Consider the following 18900-nt stretch of genomic DNA (forward strand, 5'->3'; position numbering starts at 1 on the left):
GCTTTCATGGCTGAACAAACCCCCCTCGATCAGTTCAAGGCCGTGCTGTCCGGCGCGGCGCGGGCGATTGCGCATGAGCCGGAGATCGAACTGGCGTTTACCGCCGACGCGCCGGTGCAGGCGGGCAAGCATATCAAGGTGCCGATGCCCGGTCGCAATCTGCCGCCCGAGCAGGTGGCCGAGGCGCGCGGGTTTGCGGACAGCTTCGCGCTGAAGCTGCGGCATCACAATGCAGTGCTCCATGCCAAGGGCGCGCCCGCCGACGCCCTGGCGCGCGCCGTGTTCGATTCTGTGGAACAGGCGCGGATCGAGGCGCTGGGCGCTAAATCGATGGAGGGCGTGAAAGCCAATCTGGCTGAGGCGCTCGCCATGCGGATGCGTTCCGATCCGATCGCGCGCGCGCGTAACCGGGAGGAAGTGCCGCTCTCCACCGCGGTGGCGCTGATGGTCCGCGAAAAACTGACGGGCGAATTGCCCCCGGCCAATGTCGAGCCCGGCCTGGCGTTGGTGCGTGACTGGATTGAGGCGAAGGCGGGTGCTGATATCGAAGCGCTGAGCCTGCTCACCGATGATCAGGGCGCGTTTCAGAAGCTCACCACGCAATTGCTCGAGGATCTCGAACTCATCGATGGCGAGGTGATTCCCGACAGTGCCGACGATGGCGGCGAGGATGAAGAAGGCGAGAGCGAAGAAGAGGCCGAGAGCGACGAGGGCGAGGATGAATCCGCCGGTGCGGATGGTGAGATGGAAGCCCGTGGCGAACCCGAGGAAAGCGAGGGTGAAGAGGGCGAGGGCGGTGAGATGGACGAGGATGACCTCTCCGACACCGACGCCGATCTGGGCGATGAGGGGCAGGAGGGGATGCTTCCCGTGCGCCCCAATCGTCCGCTCTCCGACATGTCGCCCCAATTCGATTACAAAGCCTGGACGACCAATCATGACGAGGTGATCGAGGCTACCGAGCTGTGCGACGAAGACGAATTGATCCGTCTGCGCGCCTATCTCGATCAGCAATTGACCCATTTGCAGGGCGCGGTGACCAAGCTCGCGAACCGGCTGCAGCGCCGTCTGATGGCGCAGCAGAACCGGAGCTGGGATTTCGATCAGGAGGAGGGCCTGCTCGATGCCGCGCGGCTCGCGCGCGTCGTGATCAATCCGATGCAGTCGCTGAGCTACAAGGCCGAACGCGAGACCGATTTCCGCGATACCGTGGTCACGCTGCTGATCGACAATTCAGGCTCGATGCGCGGGCGGCCGATCTCGATCGCGGCGATCAGCGCGGATATCATGGCGCGCACGCTGGAGCGCTGCGGCGTGAAGACCGAGATTCTGGGCTTCACCACCCGCGCGTGGAAGGGCGGGCAGGCGCGCGAAAGCTGGCTTGCCGCAGGCCGGCCGCCGATGCCGGGGCGGCTCAACGATCTGCGCCACATCATCTATAAAAAGGCCGACGAACCCTGGCGCCGCGCGCGCAAGAATCTGGGCCTGATGATGCGCGAGGGGCTGCTCAAGGAGAATATCGACGGCGAAGCCCTGCTCTGGGCGCATAACCGCATTGTCCATCGTTCGGAAGATCGCCGCATCCTGATGGTTATTTCCGATGGCGCGCCGGTCGATGATTCCACGCTGTCGGTGAATTCCGGCAGCTATCTGGAACGGCATCTGCGTCAGGTGATCAACTGGATCGAGACGCGCTCCCCCGTGGAACTGGTCGCGATCGGGATCGGCCATGATGTGACGCGCTATTATCAGAAGGCGGTGACGATCATGGATGCGGAGCAATTGGGTGGCACCATGGTGGAGCAACTCGCCAGCCTGTTCGATACCGACTGAACGGACGAAGGCCGGAAACCTCGCGGTTCCCGGCCCTCTGCCCTCGCTACGCTACTCGAGGGTTAAGTAATCTGGTGTCAGCAGCGGCTGCCGTTCTTGTCGATCGCCCGGCCGGCCAGTGCGCCGGCACCACCGCCGATGATCAGGCCCGCGGTGCGATCACCCCGACGGCCGACGACTTCGCGGCCCAGCAGGCCACCAGCGATGGCACCGATGATCGTGCCCGTGGTGCCGCTGTTATTGCAGCGATAGTTGTTACGATAATCGTTGCGATAGCCGCGGTTGTTGTAACGGTCTCCGCGATAGCCGCGACGGTCATTGCGATAGCCGCGGTCGCCGCGATAGTCGCGGGCATTGTCATAGCCGCCACGGTAATGATCGCGCGCCATGGCGGGCGCAGCGGGCACCAGGGTCGCAGCGCCCATGGCGAGCGTTGCGGTGATGAGGCTCAGTTTCTTGAACATCGAAAATCTCCTTCGTCTTAAAAAGCATCTCTTCGTCGGCGTGGCCGGTCCGGTATTGGTCCGGCCCAACGTCTGCTTCCCGTCGACTGATGCCCTTATGGCGTGATTCGTTTGAGGCGGGCCTGAACGCGGACGTTATCTCAGGTTCATGCGGGGGTTGTCCGGGTTCATGTTCGAAGCCTCTGCGCCCTGCCTGGAAGATTTGGTGGGGAGTGTCATTCTGCAACGGCCTCTCTAGAAGGGACGGACATGCGCCTGCTGATCCCGATCCTGTTGCCGTTCATCCTCGTGCTTGGCGGCGATGCAGGCGGTGGATCGCGTCGGGTGTTGATTGGCAATGACACCCGGATCGTGGCAACGCCCGTGCCGCTCGATCCCGATCATCCCAAGCGCGGTCGCGCGGGCGGCCTGATCTATCTCGGCGGCTGGGTGCTGCAGGGCAAGGCACCGGGCTTTGGAGGCATTTCCGGCATGGCGATGGATCGCGATGCGTTGATGCTCATCAGCGATGCAGGCGGCTTCATGCGGCTGACGGTGGATAGCCAGGGCGCGATCCGCGGCGCGCGCTTCGGCGATTTCCGCGGTGGTCCGGGCACGGGCGCACGGCGGCGCGACCGGGATAGTGAATCGATCGCGATCGACTCCGCCAGCGGCCGGATCTGGGTCGGGTTTGAGCGGTTTAACGCCATTGCGCGCTATGCCCCCGGCTTTGCCGCGATGGAGGCACTGGCGTTTCCCGCCGCGATGAAGGCATGGCCCGGCAACGGCGGACCGGAGGCCATGGTGCGACTCTCCGATGGCCGTTTTTTAGTGTTTTCCGAAGCGGCGGGGCAGCGCGGCCAGAATGATGCGCTGCTGTTCGATCGCGATCCCACCGATCCTGCTGCGAAATCGGTGGTATTCCGCTATCGCCCGCCCGCGGGTTACCGGATCACCGAAGCCAAATCATTGCCCGACGGGCGCCTGATCCTCCTCCACCGCCGCCTGTCATTCCCCGAATATTTCTCGGCGAAGGTCGCGATCCTTGATCCTGCGGAGATAAAAGAAGGCGCGATCGCTCAGGGGAAAGAGATCGCCAGCCTCGTCCGGCCGATGGCCGTGGACAATATGGAGGCCATGGCCGTGACACAGGAAAATCGCCGCACGATCATCTGGATCGGCAGCGATGATAATTTCGGGGGCACGTTTCAGCGCACCCTGCTGATGAAGTTCGCGTTGAGTCCTGGGTTTTAACGCCCAGCGGTGTCTAGAGCCGGATCAGATCCGGCTCCCGATCAATCATGCCGCTGCTGCGGAAACCTTCTTGGCGACATCGCGCTTCAGGCGCTTGGCCTTCAGGCTCAATTTGTCTTCCGAGGTCTTCAGCAGCCAATTGTCCAGCCCGCCATTGTGCTCGACAGAACGCAGGCCATGGGTGGAGACGCGCAGCTTGACGCTGGTGCCCAGCGCTTCAGACATCAGCGTGACATTCTGCAGATTCGGCAGAAAGGTGCGCTTGGTCTTGTTATTGGCGTGGGATACATTGTTTCCCACCAGGCGACCCTTGCCGGTCAGCTCGCAAATGCGCGACATCGTTCAAATTCCTGTGTTCTAACTTACCCGGAAAGAGCGGGCGGATAGCGGCTGAGGCGATTCGCGTCAACCTTGTAGAGTCCGGCTCATAGAGTCGGGCCAGCAGAGTCGGATGAAACCGGTTCGCTGTTGGTTCGTTCCGTTAGCATGAACATCCCCGCCCTCATAGCCGCCATCGTGTTGCCGCCGCTCGGCGCCTTCCTGATCAGGGGGATGGGGCGCGATTTCTTCATCGCCATCGGGCTGACCATGCTGTTCTTCCTGCCGGGTATGCTCTTTTCGCTGTTCATCGTCTGCGGCGGCTCCACCGATCGCCCGGCCGCTGCGATTGCCCGCCGCTGGCGCGCGATCAGGCCGGTGCGCGCCTAAAGCCTTTCCACAAGCGAGCGCGGCGCGATAAAGGCCGGATATGGCCTTTCCCCTCCCCGACCCCATGAGATTGGCGCTCACGCTGGCGCGCGACGCGGCGGTGGCGGGCGAAGTGCCCGTGGGTGCGGTGATCACGCTGGAGGGCCGGGTGATCGCCACCGCCTCCAATCTCACCCGCACCGGCAACGATCCCACAGCCCATGCCGAAATCGTCGCGATTCGCGCGGCCGCCGAATCATTGGGGCAGGAACGACTTGAGGGCTGCGATCTCTGGGTGACGCTGGAGCCTTGCGCCATGTGTGCGGGGGCGATCGCCAATGCCCGCATCGCACGGCTTTATTATGCCGCCCCCGATCCCAAGGGCGGCGGCACCGAGCACGGCGCGCGCGTGTTCGATCACTCGACCTGTCATCACCGGCCGGAGGTCTATGCCGGGCTGGGAGAAGCCGAGGCAGCGGGGCTTCTGAGGGATTTTTTCCGGGAGCGACGGACCTAACCCTTAAACCCGTTTGTCCCGAGCGCAGTCGAGGGACGTTGGAACTGTCACCACGTCCCTCGACTGCGCTCGGGACAAACGGTGGAGTGGGCGCAAACCCGCTACCTCCAATCCCCGGCCGCCGCCATCCACAAAGAAATCGCCGCCGCCGCCGCCGTCTCCGCCCGCAATATCCGCGGCCCGAGCGAAAGTCCCACCGCCTGCGGCACCGCGCGGATCACATCGCGCTCCTGCGGATCGAAGCCGCCCTCCGGTCCGATCAATATCGCCGCGGGGCCGGGCCGCGCGCGCATCGCCTCGAATGCGGGCAGGCCGCCATTCTCGTCAGCAAAGAACATGGTCCGCTCCGCCGGCCAATTCTTCATCAGCGAGAGCAGTTTCACCGGCTCGGCCATCTCCGGCAGTGCGCTGCGCCCGCATTGCTCCGCCGCCTCGATCATATGCGCGCGCAGCCGTTCGGTATTCACCCGGTCGATCACGGTGCGGCGCGTGAGGACGGGCACCAGCCGCGCCACCCCCAATTCGCACGCTTTCTCCGCCACCCAGTCGACCCGCCCCTTTTTGATCGGCGCGGCGCACAGCCACAGATCGGGCACCGGCTCACGCTCGGCGAGCTTGCCCGTGATCCGCAGGATCACATCGCGCTTGCCCACCACTTCGGCCTCGGCCAGCCATTCCCCGCTGATATCGTCGAACAGCCGCACCGGATCGCCCACCTTCATCCGCATCACGGCGGAGAGATAATGCGCCTGTCCGCCCTCGATACGCACGGAATGGCCGTCGGCGAGTGGGGTGTCCACGAAGAGGCGCGGTGTGCTGTCAGGCGGCCAGGCGGGGGTTGCGGGCATGGAATATCCTCTATCGATGTTATTCCGAATATCCGTTCGGACTGAATCTGTCGAAGATTGTTCTCCTGATCGGTTGGCAATGGTCCATGGCTGCGGACAATAGTAATCGTCCGATCCCGGGGGGGTGGGTTAAAGCCCGTTTATGACACGCCTTGATCTGAAAGCCCGCGCGCTTGCCATTTGCCTGTCCGCTTTGGCCGGTTTCGTTGACGCCATCGGATTTCTGGGGACGGGCGGCTTCTTCGTGTCCTTCATGAGCGGAAACTCTACCCGGCTCGGTGTGGGGTTTGTCGATGGTGCCGGTGCGGCCGTCATGGCGGCCGGGCTCGTTGGCAGCTTTGTTGGCGGTGTGATGATCGCATCGCTGCTGAAGCGGAAGGTGCGATCCGGGAAGCGGTCCTTCATGTTGCTGCTTGTGAGTCTTCTTCTGTCTGCAGGTGCTATCTGCGCGGGGCTTGGACTGCCAACTGCCGCCTTCGCGCTCGCTGCCGCGGCGATGGGCGCGGAAAATATGGTGTTTGAAGACGGTGGTGAGGTGCAGATCGGCTTGACCTATATGACGGGAGCGCTCGTCAAGATCGGTCAGCGGCTTGCGCTCGCCTTGTCGGGGGGAAGCCCATGGAGCTGGCTTCCATTCCTGCTGCTGTGGATCGGCTTGATTACGGGCGGCGCGATGGGGGCATTGTGCTTCTTCCGCTGGGGTATGTCGGCACTCTGGATTGCGGCGGGTTTGGCCGGATTGCTGGCCATCGTCGTTGGTCCCGATGCGAATGTCTCGAAGGCACGCGGCTGAAGGTTCAGGAAACCCCTTCGACAGCCCGCGACCATTCGGCTTATGGCAATCTCATGAGCGCCCCGAGTCCCGAACCCGATATCGTCCCCGACACCCAATATCGCGGCCTGATGCGTTTGCTCCCCGAAAAGCTCCGCGCCTTTGCACTGCTCGCGCGCTTCGATCGTCCGATCGGCTGGTGGCTGCTCTTCTGGCCCGGTGCTTGGGCGATCGCATTATCCGGGGGGCTGGGCGATCAATGGATGCTGATTTTCTGGTTTCTGCTGGGCAGCGTCGCGATGCGCGGGGCGGGGTGCGTCTATAACGATATCGTCGATCGCGATCTGGATGCCCAGGTGGCGCGGACGCGCAGCCGTCCGCTGGCGAGCGGCGCTGTCTCGCTCAAGGCGGCATGGGCATGGCTCTTCTGCCTCTGTCTGATCGGGCTCATTGTCTTGCTGCGATTGAACCTGCTCGCCCAGATCATCGCGCTTGCCAGCCTCGCGCTGGTCGCGGCCTATCCCTTCATGAAGCGGATCACCTGGTGGCCGCAGGCTTGGCTGGGGCTGGTCTTTTCCTGGGCGGCTTTGGTCGGCTGGGCGGCGGTGCGGGGTGCGATCGAACTTCCCATGCTGCTGCTCTATGCCGGATCGATCTGCTGGGTGATCGGCTATGACACCATCTATGCGCTGCAGGATCGCGAGGATGATGCGCTGATCGGCGTGCGCTCTTCCGCGCGGCGGATGGGCCGGCATGTGTTGCCGGGCGTCGGCGCTTTCTATGGCGCGGCGCTCCTGCTCTGGGGTGGCGCGATCTGGACGGCGCGGCCGGACTGGCTGGCGCTGGTTGCCCTCGTGCCGGTCGCGGCGCATCTCGCCTGGCAGGTGCTGACGCTCAAGCCCGATGACGGCCTGGACGGGCTAAACAAATTCCGGTCCAATCGCTTCGCCGGCTTTCTGATGTTTCTTGCCTGCGCCGCCGTCGCCACCTAAGCGCAATCGAATGCTCAGCGTTTCACAATCCCAGGAACAAGTCGCCGAACTCGTCGCGCGCGCGGCGAAAGCCGGGGCGGATGCCGCGGACGCCCTCTATAGCGGCGGCTCCGCCACCCAGGTCGAAGTCCGGCTCGGCGCGCTTGAAAATGTCGAGCGGTCCGAAGGCGAGGAGATCGGCCTGCGCGTCTTTATCGGCCAGCGCTCAGCCACCGCTTCCACATCCGATTTCACACCCGCGTCCTATGACGCACTGGTGGAGCGCGTCGTCGCCATGGCGCGCGAAGCGCCCGAAGATCCCTATGCGGGCATGGCGCCCGAGGATCGCCTGATGCGCGGCCCCAGTCCCGATCTGGATCTGGAGGATGCGCAGGAGATCAGCCCGGCCGAAATGAAGGAACGGGCGATGGCCGCCGAAGATGCCGCCCGCGCGGTGAAAGGCGTCACCAACAGCGAAGGCGGTGGCAGCAGCGCCAGCCGGAGCGTGATCGCGCTCGCAACCAGCACCGGTTTCGTGCGCGGCTATGCCGGCACGGCACATAGCCTGTCCGCCAGCGTGCTCGCGGGCGAGGGCAGCGGGATGCAGCGCGATTATGCCTATAGCAGCGTGCGCCATCTCTCGGAGATGGAGGATGCCGAAGCGGTCGGCCGTCTGGCGGGTGAGCGCGCGGTGGCGCGGCTGGATCCCGTGCGCCTGCCCAGCGGCGCATTGCCGGTGGTGTTCGATCCGCGCGTGTCCGGCGGGCTGCTCGGCCATCTGATCGGCGCGATCACGGGTGCGGCGATTGCGCGCAAGACCAGCTTCCTGCTCGATGCTTTGGGCACCGAGATATTCGGCCCTGGCATCACGATCATCGATGATCCGCTTCGTCCGCGCGGCCTGCGCTCCAAACCCTTCGATGGCGAGGGGCTGGAAACGCACCAGACCGTCATCATCGACAAGGGCGTGCTGACCGGCTGGCTGATGACCGTCGCCGCGGCCCGGCAGCTCGGCCTCCAGCCCACCGGTCACGCCGCGCGCGGCACCGGCGGCGCACCGGGCGCAGGCAGCAGCAATCTGCATATGGCACCGGGTGCACTCAGCCCCAAAGAACTGATCGCGGATATCGAGCGCGGCTTCTATGTCACCGAACTCATCGGCATGGGTGTGAACGGCCTCACCGGGGATTACAGCCGCGGCGCTGCTGGCTTCCTGATCGAGAAAGGCGAGATCACGAAGCCGGTTGCCGAAGTGACCGTGGCGGGTAATCTGAAGCACATGTTCCGCACGCTTGTTCCCGCCAATGATCTCACTTTCAAACACGCGACCAACGCGCCCACCATCCGCCTCGAAGGGATGACCGTCGCTGGTGATTGATGCGCTCGCCGATGAGATTGCGGCGGTTGCTGCAGAGGCCGGGGCGCTGGCGATGGGGCGCTGGCGCGGCGAACTGAAGACCTGGGAAAAAGTGCCTGGCCATCCGGTCTGCGATGTGGACCTGGAGGTGAACCAGCTTATCCGTGAACGTCTGCGCGCGATCGATCCCGAGGCGGGCTGGCTTTCGGAAGAGACGGTGGACGATGCAGAACGCCTGCTCGTCCCGCGCGTCTGGGTGGTCGATCCGATCGATGGCACGCGCGATTTCATCCGGGGTCGCCCCGGCTGGTCGGTCAGCATCGCTCTGTGCGAAGGCGGCGATCCGTTAGTGGGGGTTTTGGAGGCACCGGCCCGCGGCGAAACCTGGCGCGCCGTGGCGGGCAAGGGGACGTTCCGCAATGGCCAGCGACTGGTGGCCAGCAGCAGGACCGAATTTCCCGGATCGCGCGTTCCGACCGACGCATTGCCGCACGTGGACCGTGATCTGAGCATCGTCGATCGCCCCAATTCGATCGCCTTGCGCATCGCGATGGTGGCGGCGGACGAAGCCGATCTGGTCGCCACGATCCGCTGGGGTCATGAATGGGATATCGCCGCGGCCGTGCTCATCGCCCGCGAGGCCGGCGCACACGTCACCGATGCGTTCGGCGGTGTGCTGCGCTTCAACAGCACCAAGGGCGAGGCCTTTGGCGTCGTCGCATCATCCCATGGCATCCATGCCGCGGCGATCGAACGGCTACGCGAACGCGCGGACAAGGGCATCATCCGCTAAATAAAGCCAATCACTCCATTTTGGATATTATTTCGGAATCGTCATTAAGTATTACACAATGTTTGAAACGAATAATCCTTTTGGGAGAATTCGATGTCGATCATTCAAAAATTACGTTCGAATACTAAGGGGGCAACCGCGATCGAATACGGGCTGATCGTGGCGCTGGTTTCGCTGGCGTGCACGATCGCCTTCATCAATCTCGGTCTTTCGCTCACCAATATCTTCGAGACGCTGACCAATGCGATGAAATGATCAGGCGACAACCGCCAGCCCCAGCCGCGGTATCTCGATGGCCGGGCAGCGGTTCATCACCACTTTCAGTCCGGCGGCCTCCGCGCGGGCCGCGGCGTCCTCGTTGATCACGCCGAGCTGCATCCATATGGCCTTGGCACCCGCGGCGATCGCCTGATCCACCGCATCACCGGCGGCTTCGGAACGGCGAAAGATATCCACCAGGTCGATCGGCTCGCCGATCTGGTCTAGGTCGCGCCAGATATATTCGCCATGCACATGCTCGCCCGTGATCTGTGGATTGACCGGGATGACGCGATAGCCGTGACCCTGCAGGAATTTCATCACGCCATAGCTGGGCCGGTCGGGCCGGTCCGAAGCACCGATCAGCGCGATCGTGCGGGTTTCGCTGAGCAGGGCGGCAATGTCGGCGTCACTGGTAAGGGGCATCGTTATTCTCCCAAATCCGTTGGATCTCTCAATCCGTTCGGGCTGAGCCTGTCAAAGCCCTTCTTTTCCAGACAGGCGCGGCAGAAGAAGCAGGAGCCTTTGACGGGCTCAGGCCAAACGGTGCCTGATGGATAACATCGTTTGCGGCCGTTGGTTCATTGCGCCAGCCAGTCCTTGATCTTCGCGGCGATGGCATGAAATGGCGTGGCGGCTGGACCATCCTCTGCCGCCGGCGGCTGACCGGCGTCGGAGGCCGTGCGGATTTCCAGCGTCAGCGGAATGCGGCCGAGGAAATCATGGCCCATCACATTGGCCGCGGCCTGCACCCCGCCGCTGCCGAACGGATCGGAGATTTCGCCGCAATGCGGGCAGGCATAGCCCGCCATATTCTCGATCAGCCCGATGATCGGCACGCCGGATTGATTGAACAGGTCGATCGCGCGCGTCGCATCGATCAGCGAGAGATCCTGCGGCGTGGAGACGATTACCGCGCCCGCCGGCTTCTGCTTGGAGATCATCGAAAGCTGCACATCGCCGGTGCCGGGTGGCAGATCGGCGATGATCAGTTCCACATCGCCCCAATCCGCGTCGATCAACTGGCCCAGCGCATTGCCCGCCATCGGCCCGCGCCATGCGATCGCCTGGCCGGGCTTCACCAGATGCCCCATGGAGAGCATCGGAATGCCATAAGGGCTCATGATCGGGATCATTTTCTGATCCTGCGCTTCGGGGCGCTGCCCTTCGGTAGACATCAGCCGCGGTTGCGAAGGGCCATAAATATCGGCATCGATCAGACCCACCTTGAAGCCCAGCCGCTTGAGCGCGATCGCCAGATTGGCGGACACCGTGGATTTGCCCACGCCGCCCTTGCCACTGCCCACCGCGATCAGGCGGCGGCCGCGTTTTTCGCTGGTCATCGCGATGCGGACCTCGCTCACGCCGTCTTCCGCCATCAGCGCAGCCTTGATCGCGGCCTCCATCTTGGATCGTTCGTCGCCCGAAAGCCCGGTCACGTCGAGGATCAGGCTGGCGCGTCCGTCGCTCAGGCGGACGGCGGCGGCGCGGGTTCCGGCAATGGAGGAAATGGCGGCGAGAAGCGTGTTTGGATCACTCATATGGCGCAGATAGGAGGAGTTTGCGGCAATGCCACTGTTTTTCCCCACCGGCATACCTATAATGGCAGGCATGACGATAAAGATGGGGTGGATCGCGGCCAAACGCGCGATGCTGATGGAAGGTGGCCCCTGGGGCGGCGGAAAAGGATCCGGCGGCTCGGGTGGCGGTGGTGATTCGGGCGGAGGCGGCGGCGATGGACGCCCGCCCAGCCCCTGGAATCAGCCTACAGGCGGCGGCGGTCGCAAGCCCCGGCGCGACCCCCAAGGCCCGGCCGCGATGGATCAGCTCTTCGAACGCCTGCGCGGCTCTTTCGGCGGCGGTGGTTCCGGCGGCGGCGGATTCGGCGGTGCCAGCGCGCGCATGATCTGGCCCTATGTGGTGCTGGCATTCGCCGTGATCTGGATCCTGTTCACCAGCGTGCATCGCATCGGCCCGCAGGAGCAGGGCGTGGTTACCGTGTTCGGGCGCTATTGGTCCACCATGGGTCCGGGCGTGAACTTCACCTTCCCGGCACCGATCAGCCGCGTGCAGAAGCTGGATGTCCAGGCGATCCGCACTTTGCCGATCGGGCAGGGCGGTAATGACAATAATCTGGTGCTCACCGGGGATCAGAATATCGTCGATCTCGCTTATTCGGTGCGTTGGAAGATCAAGCCCGGCGCTGCCGAGCAATTCCTGTTCCAGATTGCCGAGCCGGAAAAGACGATTTCGGAAGTCGCGGAAAGCGCGATGCGCGCCGTGCTGGCCAGCTTCACGCTGATCCAGGCGATCGGTCCGGGGCGCACCGATATCGAACAGCGCGTGGCCGAGCTCATGCAAGCCATTCTCGACGATTATAAGGCTGGCGTGGAAATTCAGGGTATCGCAATCAGCCAGGCCGATCCGCCAGCGGCTGTGAACGACGCCTTCAAGGAAGTGACGGCATCGCAGCAGGAGGTGGAATCCAACCTCAATGATGCCCGCACCTATGCGCAGCAGGTCACAGCCAAGGCGCAGGGCGACGCGGCATCGTTCGACAAGGTTTACGAGCAATATTCGCTCGCGCCCGAAGTGACGCGGCGGCGCATGTATTATGATACGATGGAACGGGTGCTTTCGAAGGTGGACAAGACGATTATCGAAGCGCCGGGCGTGACGCCGTATCTGGCCCTGCCCGAGGTGCGCAAACGCGCTGCCCCGGCAGCAGAGGGAGCCGCACAGCCATGATCGAGCGTATCGCCCGTTATCCCGTGGCCTTCGCAATCGGCGCGATCGCGCTGATCGTGTTGCTGGGCAGCACCTTTGCCGTGGCATCCGAAACCAAGCAGGGTGTCGTGCTCCGCTTTGGCCAGCCGGTGCGGATCATCAACAAATATGATGCCAAGCTGCCCTTTGGCGGCGACGGCGCAGGCCTGATCGCCCGCATCCCGTTTGTGGAAAACATCACCTGGATCGACAAACGCATCCTCTCTGTCGAAATGGAGCAGCAGCAGGTGCTCTCCACCGATCAGCTCCGGCTTCAGGTGGATGCGTTTGCGCGCTTCCGCATCGTCGATCCCTTGCGCATGGTGATCACCGCGCGCGAAGTGGATAATGTGGCGGCGCAGTTGAAGCCCATCCTCGGCTCGGCCTTGCGCAACGAACTGGGCAAGCGGCCGTTTGCGGCCTTGCTCAGCCCGGAGCGTGGCCAGGTGATGGATAATATCCAAAAGGGCCTGAATCGCGTGGCCGCGCAATATGGCGCTGAAATCGTCGACGTGCGGATCAAGCGCGCCGATCTGCCCGAAGGCACGCCGCTGGAAAGCGCACTCGCCCGGATGCGCACCGCGCGTAACCAGGAGGCCCGCACTATCCAGGCGCAAGGCCTCAAACAGGCGCAGATCATCCGCGCGCAGGCCGATGCCGATGCCGCGAAAATCTATGCCGCGGCTTTTGGCAAGGATCCGGCCTTCTATGATTTCTATCGCGCGATGCAGTCTTATGAACAGACTTTCGTCAACGATAGCGGTGGTGCCAAGGGCGCGACTTCGATCATCCTGTCACCGGATAATTCCTATCTGCGGGAATTCCAGGGTCGGGGGCGTTGAGAGCGGACGGCGATTTGAACTTTGGTCATTCAATCTGCGTTAAGCCGCCGTGCGTCAGCTTTCCGGCAAACCGCTGTGATTGTGAATCGGGGATTACATAAAATTCTTGGGTTTGCCCGCGTCGCGGGCAGTGACAGATATTTGGAAGGATTATGACCGTGCGCTACGCTTATGCCATCACGACCGCCCTGCTCATCGGTGGTGCGGCAGTCACCATCGGCACCAACGCCCCGCTTGGTGCGCAGACCGCGCAGAATGCGCCGCAATTCCTGGCCGCCCCACCGCAGCCCGGCGCGCCCGTCAGCTTTCGTGATCTCGCGGCGCGGCTCCAGCCCGCCGTCGTCAACATCTCCACCAAGCAGACGGTGAAGGTCGCCAATCAGGCGCAGGGCTTCCCGTTCGAATTGTTCGGAATGCAGGCACCGCAAGGTAGCGATACGCCGCAGACGCGCGAGGCGCAGTCGCTGGGTTCGGGCTTCATCATCTCGGCCGATGGCTATATCGTCACCAACAATCATGTGATTTCCGCTGGCCAGCGCAACGCAGCGGTGGAATCGATCACCGTGACCCTGCCCGACAAGCGCGAATTTCCCGCCACGCTGATCGGTCGTGATCCCACGTCGGATCTGGCGCTGCTCAAGATCCAGTCCACAAATCTGCCCTTCGTGCAATTCGGCGATTCCACCAAGGCGCAGGTCGGCGATTGGGTGATGGCGATCGGCAATCCCTTCGGGCTGGGTGGCACGGTCACCGCGGGCATCGTTTCCGCGCTGCATCGTTCGGGCAACGGCCAGTTCGATCGCCTGATCCAGACGGATGCGTCGATCAATTTCGGTAATTCCGGCGGGCCGATGTTCGATCTGAACGGCAATGTGATCGGCATCAACTCGCAAATCCTGTCGCCCTCGGGCGGCAATGTCGGCATTGGCTTCGCCATCCCTTCGGAACAGGCCAAGCCGATCATCGAGACGCTGAAGGCGGGCAATCGCGTGCAGCGCGGCTATCTCGGCGTGCGGCTCCAGCCGATCGACGAAGGCCTGGCAGCAGCACTCGGCCTGCCCAAGAATAGCGGCGAACTGATCGCCTCGGTCGAGCCGGGCGATGCGGCGGACAAGGCCGGGATCAAGGAAGGCGATGTCGTCACCAAGGTGAATGGCGTCAGCATCAATCCCGATGATACGCTCTCGCTCACGGTCGCCAATCTCGCACCGGGCACGCGCACGCCGATCGAGATCCTGCGCAACGGCCAGCGCATGACGCTGAATGCCGTGATCGGCAAGCGTCCCCCCGAGGAGCAGCTTGCCGCGTTCAGCGCAGAGAATGAAGATGAAGGCTTTGACGCACAAAAGCCCGGCAATGGGGCAGACGATAGCGCGAACACCGCGTCCATCGGTCTCGCCGTGCAGGCGCTGACCCCCAATATCGCGCGTTCGCTGGGCGTGCCCGCCACGGTGAAGGGTGTCGTGGTCGGGCGGTCCGATCCCGCCAGCGATGCGTTTCAGCAGGGCATCCGCCGTGGTGACATCATCAGCGCGGCCAATGGCCGGCCGGTTCTGACGCCCGAGGATCTGAGCGCTGCGGTCCGCGCTGCCAAGGCCGAAAAGAAGTCCAACGTGGCGGTCCGCGTCCAGAAGGGCAACGGCCCCGCCGTCTTCCTGGGCGTCAAGATCCGCTAAGCCTCCCGCTTGTCCTCCCCGGTCGCGAACCGTAAGACGGTGAACGATTTGGGAGGACCAGCATGGCGGACGAAAACGGCTTATTCATCGGGACCGGCGGCGGCGAACGCCAGATCCTGAATTTCAAGCGCGCCAACCGCCATGGCCTGATCGCGGGGGCCACCGGCACGGGCAAGACCGTGACGCTCCAGGGCATTGCCGAGGGCTTTTCCCGCGCCGGCGTCCCCACCTTTCTCGCCGATGTGAAGGGTGATCTCTCCGGCGTCGGCATGGCCGGATCGCCCACCGCCAAGGTGCATGACAGCTTTGCCGCGCGCGCCGCCGAAATCGGCGATACCGAATGGGCCTATAAGGACAATCCCGTCCAATTCTGGGATCTGTTCGGCACGCAGGGCCATCCGATCCGCACCACCATTTCCGAAATGGGGCCGCTCCTCCTCGCGCGCCTGCTCGATCTGAACGAGGTGCAGGAAGGCGTGCTGACCATCGCCTTTCATGTGGCGGACAAGGACGGGCTGCTGCTGCTCGATCTGGACGATCTCCAGTCGATGCTGGTCCATTGCGCCGAGCGCGCGGACGAACTGACCACCACTTATGGCAATGTCTCCAAGGCGACCGTGGGCACGATCCAGCGCTCATTGCTCCAACTCCGCAGCCAGGGCGGCGAGCATTTCTTCGGCGAGCCCGCGCTCGATATCGAGGATTTCTTCAAGGTCGACGAGAGCGGCCGCGGCGTCATGAACGTCCTCGCGGCGGACAAGCTCATGGCCAGCCCCAAGCTCTATTCCACCTTCCTGCTCTGGCTGCTGTCCGAATTGTTCGAAACGCTGCCCGAGGTGGGCGATCCGGATAAGCCCAAGCTCGTCTTCTTCTTCGATGAAGCGCATCTGCTGTTCGATTCCGCGCCCAAGGCGTTGCTCGAAAAGGTGGAGCAGGTCGTCCGTCTGATCCGCTCCAAGGGCGTGGGCGTCTATTTCATCACGCAAAATCCGATCGACATTCCCGATACCGTGGCGGGGCAACTCGGCAATCGCGTGCAACATGCGCTGCGTGCCTTCACGCCCAAGGATGAAAAGGCGATCAAGTCCGCCGCCGAAACCTTCCGCGCCAATCCCGGCGTCGATGTGGTCACCGCGATCACCGAACTGAAAGTGGGCGAGGCTTTGGTGTCGCTGCTGCAGGCCGATGGATCGCCCTCGCCGGTGCAGCGCACGCTGATCAAGCCGGTCTGCTCGCGCGTCGGTCCCGTCACCGCGATCGAGCGTGGGGTTTTGATCCAGACCGATGCGGTGGGCGCGAAATATGATGTGCTGATCGATCGGGAATCTGCCGAGGAAATGCTCGCGGCGAAGGCGGGTGAGGCCCAGGCAGCCGCTGCCGAGGTCAAGGCCGCGGCCGAACAGGCCAAGCTCGATGCCGCGCAGGCCAAGGAAGATGAAAAGGCGAAAGTGGTCGCCGATCGCGAGGCTGCCCGCCTGGCGAAGGAACAGGAGCGCGCGCGTATCGCCGCGGAGCGCGTCGCCGCAGCCGATGCAGCCCGTCAGGCGCGCGAAGACGCCAAGCCGACCTTCGCCGAAAAAATGGTGCAATCCGCCGCCCGCTCCGCGGCCACCTCGATCGGGCGCAAGGTGGCGGGGAATCTGGGCAGCCAGTTGCTGCGCGGTCTGCTCGGCGGTCTGTTCAAGGGGCGGTGAGGCACTTCTGATCTACCATTTTCTGTCATTCCCGCGAAAGCGGGAATCCCGCTTCTTCTTTTTTGGATGGCTCATGCCAAAGCTGGATTCCCGCTTTCGCGAGCATGACACTGAGGGAAATCTGCCCACCTTGCCCCTCAACACCGTCCCTGCTCTAACCGCATCTCCCTTTTGAGGACCGCCCGATGAGCACCCGCCCCGCCGAGCTTCCCGAACTCACCATCCGCGCGATCCTGCTGGGTGGGCTGATCACCCTGCTGTTCACCGCCGCGAACGTCTATCTCGGGCTGAAAGTGGGGCTCACCTTCGCCACCTCGATCCCCGCAGCGGTGATCTCCATGGCGGTGCTGCGCTATTTCAGCACGTCCAACATCCTGGAAAACAACATCGTGCAGACGGTCGCTTCGGCGGCGGGCACGCTGGCGGCGATCATCTTCGTTTTGCCCGGTCTGGTGATGATCGGCTGGTGGCAGGGTTTCCCCTTCTGGACGACCGCCGCGGTCTGCGCGCTGGGCGGCATATTGGGTGTCATGTTCTCCGTGCCGCTGCGTCGCGCGCTCGTGAGCGGATCGCCGCTGCCCTATCCCGAAGGCGTGGCGGCGGCCGAAGTGCTCAAGATCGGCGCTGAATCGCGCGCGGGCGCTGCCGAAGCGGGCAAGGGACTGCGCGTGATCGTGGTCAATGCGCTGGCCGCCGCGGGCTTTGCGGTGCTGGCGGCGATGCGGCTGGTCACGGGGGAGGCGGCCGCCTTCTTCCGCATCGGATCCTCGGCCACGGGCATTTCCGGCGGGCTCTCTTTCGCGCTCGTGGGCGCGGGGCATCTGGTCGGGCTATCGGTCGGCTTCGCGATGTTCGTCGGGTTGGCGCTCGGCTGGTGGGTCGCGCTGCCGATCCTCACCGCGGCCGTGCCCTTCACCGGAACCACCGAAGAGTTCGCGCTTTCCGTCTTCCGCGGCCAAGTGCGCTTTCTGGGGGCTGGCGTCATCGGCGTCGCCGCGATCTGGACGCTGCTCAAGATCATCGGCCCGATCATCGGCGGCGTCCGCTCCGCGCTGGCCGCCTCACGCGCGCGCAACAGCAGTGCCGAGGCGCTGCCGCTCACCGAACGGGATATCCCGATCGGCATGGTCGGCGGGATCATCCTTGCCACCCTGCTGCCGATCGCATGGCTGCTGTGGACCTTCATCGCCGGCGGCGTTCTGGAATCTCATGCCGTGCCGCTGATCCTCGGCACCTTGGTCTATGTGCTGATCGCTGGCGTCGTGATCGCATCGGTCTGCGGTTATATGGCCGGGCTGATCGGCGCGTCCAACAGCCCGATCTCTGGCATCGGCATCCTCGCAATCCTGGCCGCGGCGCTTTTGCTGGTCGCCGGCTTCGGCCGTGGCGGGGATTCGGGTGAGACGCAGGCGCTGATCGCCTATGCGCTGTTCGCTACCGCGATCGTGTTCGGCATCGCCACCATCTCCAACGACAATCTTCAGGATCTCAAGACCGGTCAGCTCGTGGGCGCGACGCCATGGCGTCAGCAGGTCGCGCTGGTGTTCGGCGTCATCTTCGGGTCGCTGGTGATCCCGCCCGTGCTCGGACTGCTTTACACCGCCTTCGGATTCGCCGGGATGCCCGGCGCGGGGCCACAGGCGCTCGCGGCGCCCCAGGCGGCGCTGATCTCCGCATTGGCCAATGGCGTGCTGGGCGGCGATCTGGATTGGCAAATGATTGGCATCGGCGCGGCTGTCGGGGTGGTCGTGGTGGCGATCGATGAAGCGCTGGGCCGTGCGGGTAAATTGCGGATGCCGCCGCTGGGCGTTGGCATCGGCATCTATCTCCCGATGGCGGTCACGCTGCCCGTGGTGATCGGGGCGGTGCTGGGCTGGTTCTATGACAAGCGCGCGGACCGTATGGCCGATCCGGAAACGGCCAAGCGCATGGGGGTGCTGATGGCGACCGGATTGATCGTGGGCGAAAGCCTGTTCGGCGTGGCCTTTGCCGGGATTGTTGCAGGATCGGGCAGCGATTCGCCACTGGCCGTGGTCGGCCCCGGCTTCGCGCCGGTCGCTCTGATCGGCGGCACGCTGTTCTTCATCGCGCTCACGGCCTGGCTCTATCGGACGACGGCCAAGGCTGCATCCTGAACGGAGCGTAGCGCGCCATCATATCGAGCGTCAGGTTATAAAAAATATCGGTCG

General features: G+C 63.8%; 19 protein-coding genes. 14 read left to right on the plus strand and 5 right to left on the minus strand.

The window, feature by feature from the left end; all coding sequences use genetic code 11:
- Nucleotides 1-6 precede the first annotated feature (6 nt).
- Nucleotides 7-1833, plus strand: coding sequence for a cobaltochelatase subunit CobT (cobT, locus tag FHS49_RS02455; RefSeq protein WP_184014864.1), 1827 nt, complete (start codon nucleotides 7-9; stop codon nucleotides 1831-1833).
- A gap of 77 nt (nucleotides 1834-1910) precedes the next feature.
- Here the strand turns inward: cobT and FHS49_RS02460 are convergent, their stop codons facing one another.
- Nucleotides 1911-2297, minus strand: a complete 387-nt coding sequence (locus FHS49_RS02460) for a glycine zipper 2TM domain-containing protein (RefSeq protein ID WP_184014866.1) — start codon at nucleotides 2295-2297, stop codon at nucleotides 1911-1913.
- Between the two features lie 249 nt (nucleotides 2298-2546).
- Between FHS49_RS02460 and FHS49_RS02465 the strand changes: the two genes are divergently transcribed.
- Nucleotides 2547-3530: an esterase-like activity of phytase family protein gene (locus tag FHS49_RS02465; RefSeq protein WP_184014868.1), complete on the plus strand. Its 984-nt coding sequence runs from the start codon at nucleotides 2547-2549 to the stop codon at nucleotides 3528-3530.
- A 45-nt stretch (nucleotides 3531-3575) separates the two neighbouring features.
- Here FHS49_RS02465 and rpmB read toward each other — a convergent pair whose 3' ends face one another.
- Complete coding sequence (gene rpmB / locus FHS49_RS02470; protein WP_184014870.1) at nucleotides 3576-3869, minus strand: 50S ribosomal protein L28; 294 nt, start codon at nucleotides 3867-3869, stop codon at nucleotides 3576-3578.
- Nucleotides 3870-4016: 147 nt separating this feature from the next.
- Between rpmB and FHS49_RS02475 the strand changes: the two genes are divergently transcribed.
- Both FHS49_RS02475 and FHS49_RS02480 read left to right on the plus strand, forming a co-directional pair.
- Entirely contained in the window at nucleotides 4017-4238 is a 222-nt protein-coding gene (locus FHS49_RS02475; RefSeq protein ID WP_184014872.1) for a YqaE/Pmp3 family membrane protein, read from the plus strand.
- A 64-nt stretch (nucleotides 4239-4302) separates the two neighbouring features.
- The gene (locus tag FHS49_RS02480; protein ID WP_184014874.1) at nucleotides 4303-4734 is read left to right on the plus strand and encodes a nucleoside deaminase; all 432 of its coding nucleotides are present in this window, start codon (nucleotides 4303-4305) and stop codon (nucleotides 4732-4734) included.
- A gap of 101 nt (nucleotides 4735-4835) precedes the next feature.
- Here the strand turns inward: FHS49_RS02480 and FHS49_RS02485 are convergent, their stop codons facing one another.
- Entirely contained in the window at nucleotides 4836-5582 is a 747-nt protein-coding gene (locus tag FHS49_RS02485) for a 16S rRNA (uracil(1498)-N(3))-methyltransferase (protein ID WP_184014876.1), read from the minus strand.
- Between the two features lie 142 nt (nucleotides 5583-5724).
- Between FHS49_RS02485 and FHS49_RS02490 the strand changes: the two genes are divergently transcribed.
- The 5 genes from FHS49_RS02490 (at nucleotide 5725) to FHS49_RS02510 (ending at nucleotide 9730) form a co-directional block, all read left to right on the plus strand.
- Entirely contained in the window at nucleotides 5725-6375 is a 651-nt protein-coding gene (locus tag FHS49_RS02490; RefSeq protein WP_184014878.1) for a YoaK family protein, read from the plus strand.
- A gap of 53 nt (nucleotides 6376-6428) precedes the next feature.
- Nucleotides 6429-7346, plus strand: coding sequence for a 4-hydroxybenzoate octaprenyltransferase (gene ubiA, locus FHS49_RS02495; protein WP_184014880.1), 918 nt, complete (start codon nucleotides 6429-6431; stop codon nucleotides 7344-7346).
- Nucleotides 7347-7356: 10 nt separating this feature from the next.
- Nucleotides 7357-8703 carry a TldD/PmbA family protein gene (locus tag FHS49_RS02500; RefSeq protein WP_184014882.1) on the plus strand — a complete coding sequence of 449 codons (1347 nt, stop codon included), beginning with the start codon at nucleotides 7357-7359 and terminating at the stop codon, nucleotides 8701-8703.
- Nucleotides 8693-9475, plus strand: coding sequence for an inositol monophosphatase family protein (locus FHS49_RS02505; RefSeq protein WP_221240387.1), 783 nt, complete (start codon nucleotides 8693-8695; stop codon nucleotides 9473-9475). The genes FHS49_RS02500 and FHS49_RS02505 overlap by 11 nt, the downstream gene beginning before the upstream one ends.
- A 93-nt stretch (nucleotides 9476-9568) precedes the next feature.
- Complete coding sequence (locus FHS49_RS02510; RefSeq protein ID WP_184014886.1) at nucleotides 9569-9730, plus strand: Flp family type IVb pilin; 162 nt, start codon at nucleotides 9569-9571, stop codon at nucleotides 9728-9730.
- Here the strand turns inward: FHS49_RS02510 and FHS49_RS02515 are convergent, their stop codons facing one another.
- A complete protein-coding gene (locus FHS49_RS02515; RefSeq protein ID WP_184014888.1) occupies nucleotides 9731-10159 on the minus strand; it encodes a CoA-binding protein in 429 nt (142 codons plus the stop codon).
- 155 nt (nucleotides 10160-10314) lie between these two features.
- Nucleotides 10315-11076, minus strand: coding sequence for an Mrp/NBP35 family ATP-binding protein (locus tag FHS49_RS02520; protein WP_246350324.1), 762 nt, complete (start codon nucleotides 11074-11076; stop codon nucleotides 10315-10317).
- A gap of 268 nt (nucleotides 11077-11344) precedes the next feature.
- Here FHS49_RS02520 and hflK point away from each other — a divergent pair, with 268 nt between their 5' ends.
- The 5 genes from hflK (at nucleotide 11345) to FHS49_RS02545 (ending at nucleotide 18846) form a co-directional block, all read left to right on the plus strand.
- The gene (gene hflK / locus FHS49_RS02525; RefSeq protein ID WP_246350217.1) at nucleotides 11345-12481 is read left to right on the plus strand and encodes a protease modulator HflK; all 1137 of its coding nucleotides are present in this window, start codon (nucleotides 11345-11347) and stop codon (nucleotides 12479-12481) included.
- A complete protein-coding gene (hflC, locus tag FHS49_RS02530; protein ID WP_184014892.1) occupies nucleotides 12478-13341 on the plus strand; it encodes a protease modulator HflC in 864 nt (287 codons plus the stop codon). Before hflK ends, hflC begins: the two co-directional genes overlap by 4 nt.
- 158 nt (nucleotides 13342-13499) lie before the next feature.
- Nucleotides 13500-15017 (plus strand): Do family serine endopeptidase, encoded by a 1518-nt coding sequence (locus FHS49_RS02535; RefSeq protein ID WP_184015946.1) that lies wholly within the window; start codon nucleotides 13500-13502, stop codon nucleotides 15015-15017.
- Nucleotides 15018-15079: 62 nt separating this feature from the next.
- Complete coding sequence (locus FHS49_RS02540) at nucleotides 15080-16711, plus strand: helicase HerA-like domain-containing protein (RefSeq protein WP_184014894.1); 1632 nt, start codon at nucleotides 15080-15082, stop codon at nucleotides 16709-16711.
- A 185-nt stretch (nucleotides 16712-16896) separates the two neighbouring features.
- Complete coding sequence (locus FHS49_RS02545; RefSeq protein ID WP_184014896.1) at nucleotides 16897-18846, plus strand: OPT family oligopeptide transporter; 1950 nt, start codon at nucleotides 16897-16899, stop codon at nucleotides 18844-18846.
- Nucleotides 18847-18900 lie beyond the last annotated feature (54 nt).

It is taken from the genome of Sphingobium boeckii, from assembly GCF_014199215.1.
Taxonomy (GTDB): Bacteria; Pseudomonadota; Alphaproteobacteria; order Sphingomonadales; family Sphingomonadaceae; genus Sphingobium_A; species Sphingobium_A boeckii.

Coding starts and splice junctions, on each gene's coding strand:
- rpmB (WP_184014870.1), bottom strand. CDS start 3,869: ATGTCGCGCATTTGCGAGCTGACCGGCAAGGGTCGCCTGGTGGGAAAC.
- FHS49_RS02520 (WP_246350324.1), bottom strand. CDS start 11,076: ATGACCAGCGAAAAACGCGGCCGCCGCCTGATCGCGGTGGGCAGTGGC.
- cobT (WP_184014864.1), top strand. CDS start 7: ATGGCTGAACAAACCCCCCTCGATCAGTTCAAGGCCGTGCTGTCCGGC.
- FHS49_RS02485 (WP_184014876.1), bottom strand. CDS start 5,582: ATGCCCGCAACCCCCGCCTGGCCGCCTGACAGCACACCGCGCCTCTTC.
- hflC (WP_184014892.1), top strand. CDS start 12,478: ATGATCGAGCGTATCGCCCGTTATCCCGTGGCCTTCGCAATCGGCGCG.
- FHS49_RS02510 (WP_184014886.1), top strand. CDS start 9,569: ATGTCGATCATTCAAAAATTACGTTCGAATACTAAGGGGGCAACCGCG.
- FHS49_RS02460 (WP_184014866.1), bottom strand. CDS start 2,297: ATGTTCAAGAAACTGAGCCTCATCACCGCAACGCTCGCCATGGGCGCT.
- FHS49_RS02480 (WP_184014874.1), top strand. CDS start 4,303: ATGAGATTGGCGCTCACGCTGGCGCGCGACGCGGCGGTGGCGGGCGAA.
- FHS49_RS02465 (WP_184014868.1), top strand. CDS start 2,547: ATGCGCCTGCTGATCCCGATCCTGTTGCCGTTCATCCTCGTGCTTGGC.
- FHS49_RS02540 (WP_184014894.1), top strand. CDS start 15,080: ATGGCGGACGAAAACGGCTTATTCATCGGGACCGGCGGCGGCGAACGC.
- FHS49_RS02545 (WP_184014896.1), top strand. CDS start 16,897: ATGAGCACCCGCCCCGCCGAGCTTCCCGAACTCACCATCCGCGCGATC.
- FHS49_RS02475 (WP_184014872.1), top strand. CDS start 4,017: ATGAACATCCCCGCCCTCATAGCCGCCATCGTGTTGCCGCCGCTCGGC.
- FHS49_RS02500 (WP_184014882.1), top strand. CDS start 7,357: ATGCTCAGCGTTTCACAATCCCAGGAACAAGTCGCCGAACTCGTCGCG.
- hflK (WP_246350217.1), top strand. CDS start 11,345: ATGACGATAAAGATGGGGTGGATCGCGGCCAAACGCGCGATGCTGATG.
- FHS49_RS02515 (WP_184014888.1), bottom strand. CDS start 10,159: ATGCCCCTTACCAGTGACGCCGACATTGCCGCCCTGCTCAGCGAAACC.
- ubiA (WP_184014880.1), top strand. CDS start 6,429: ATGAGCGCCCCGAGTCCCGAACCCGATATCGTCCCCGACACCCAATAT.
- FHS49_RS02490 (WP_184014878.1), top strand. CDS start 5,725: ATGACACGCCTTGATCTGAAAGCCCGCGCGCTTGCCATTTGCCTGTCC.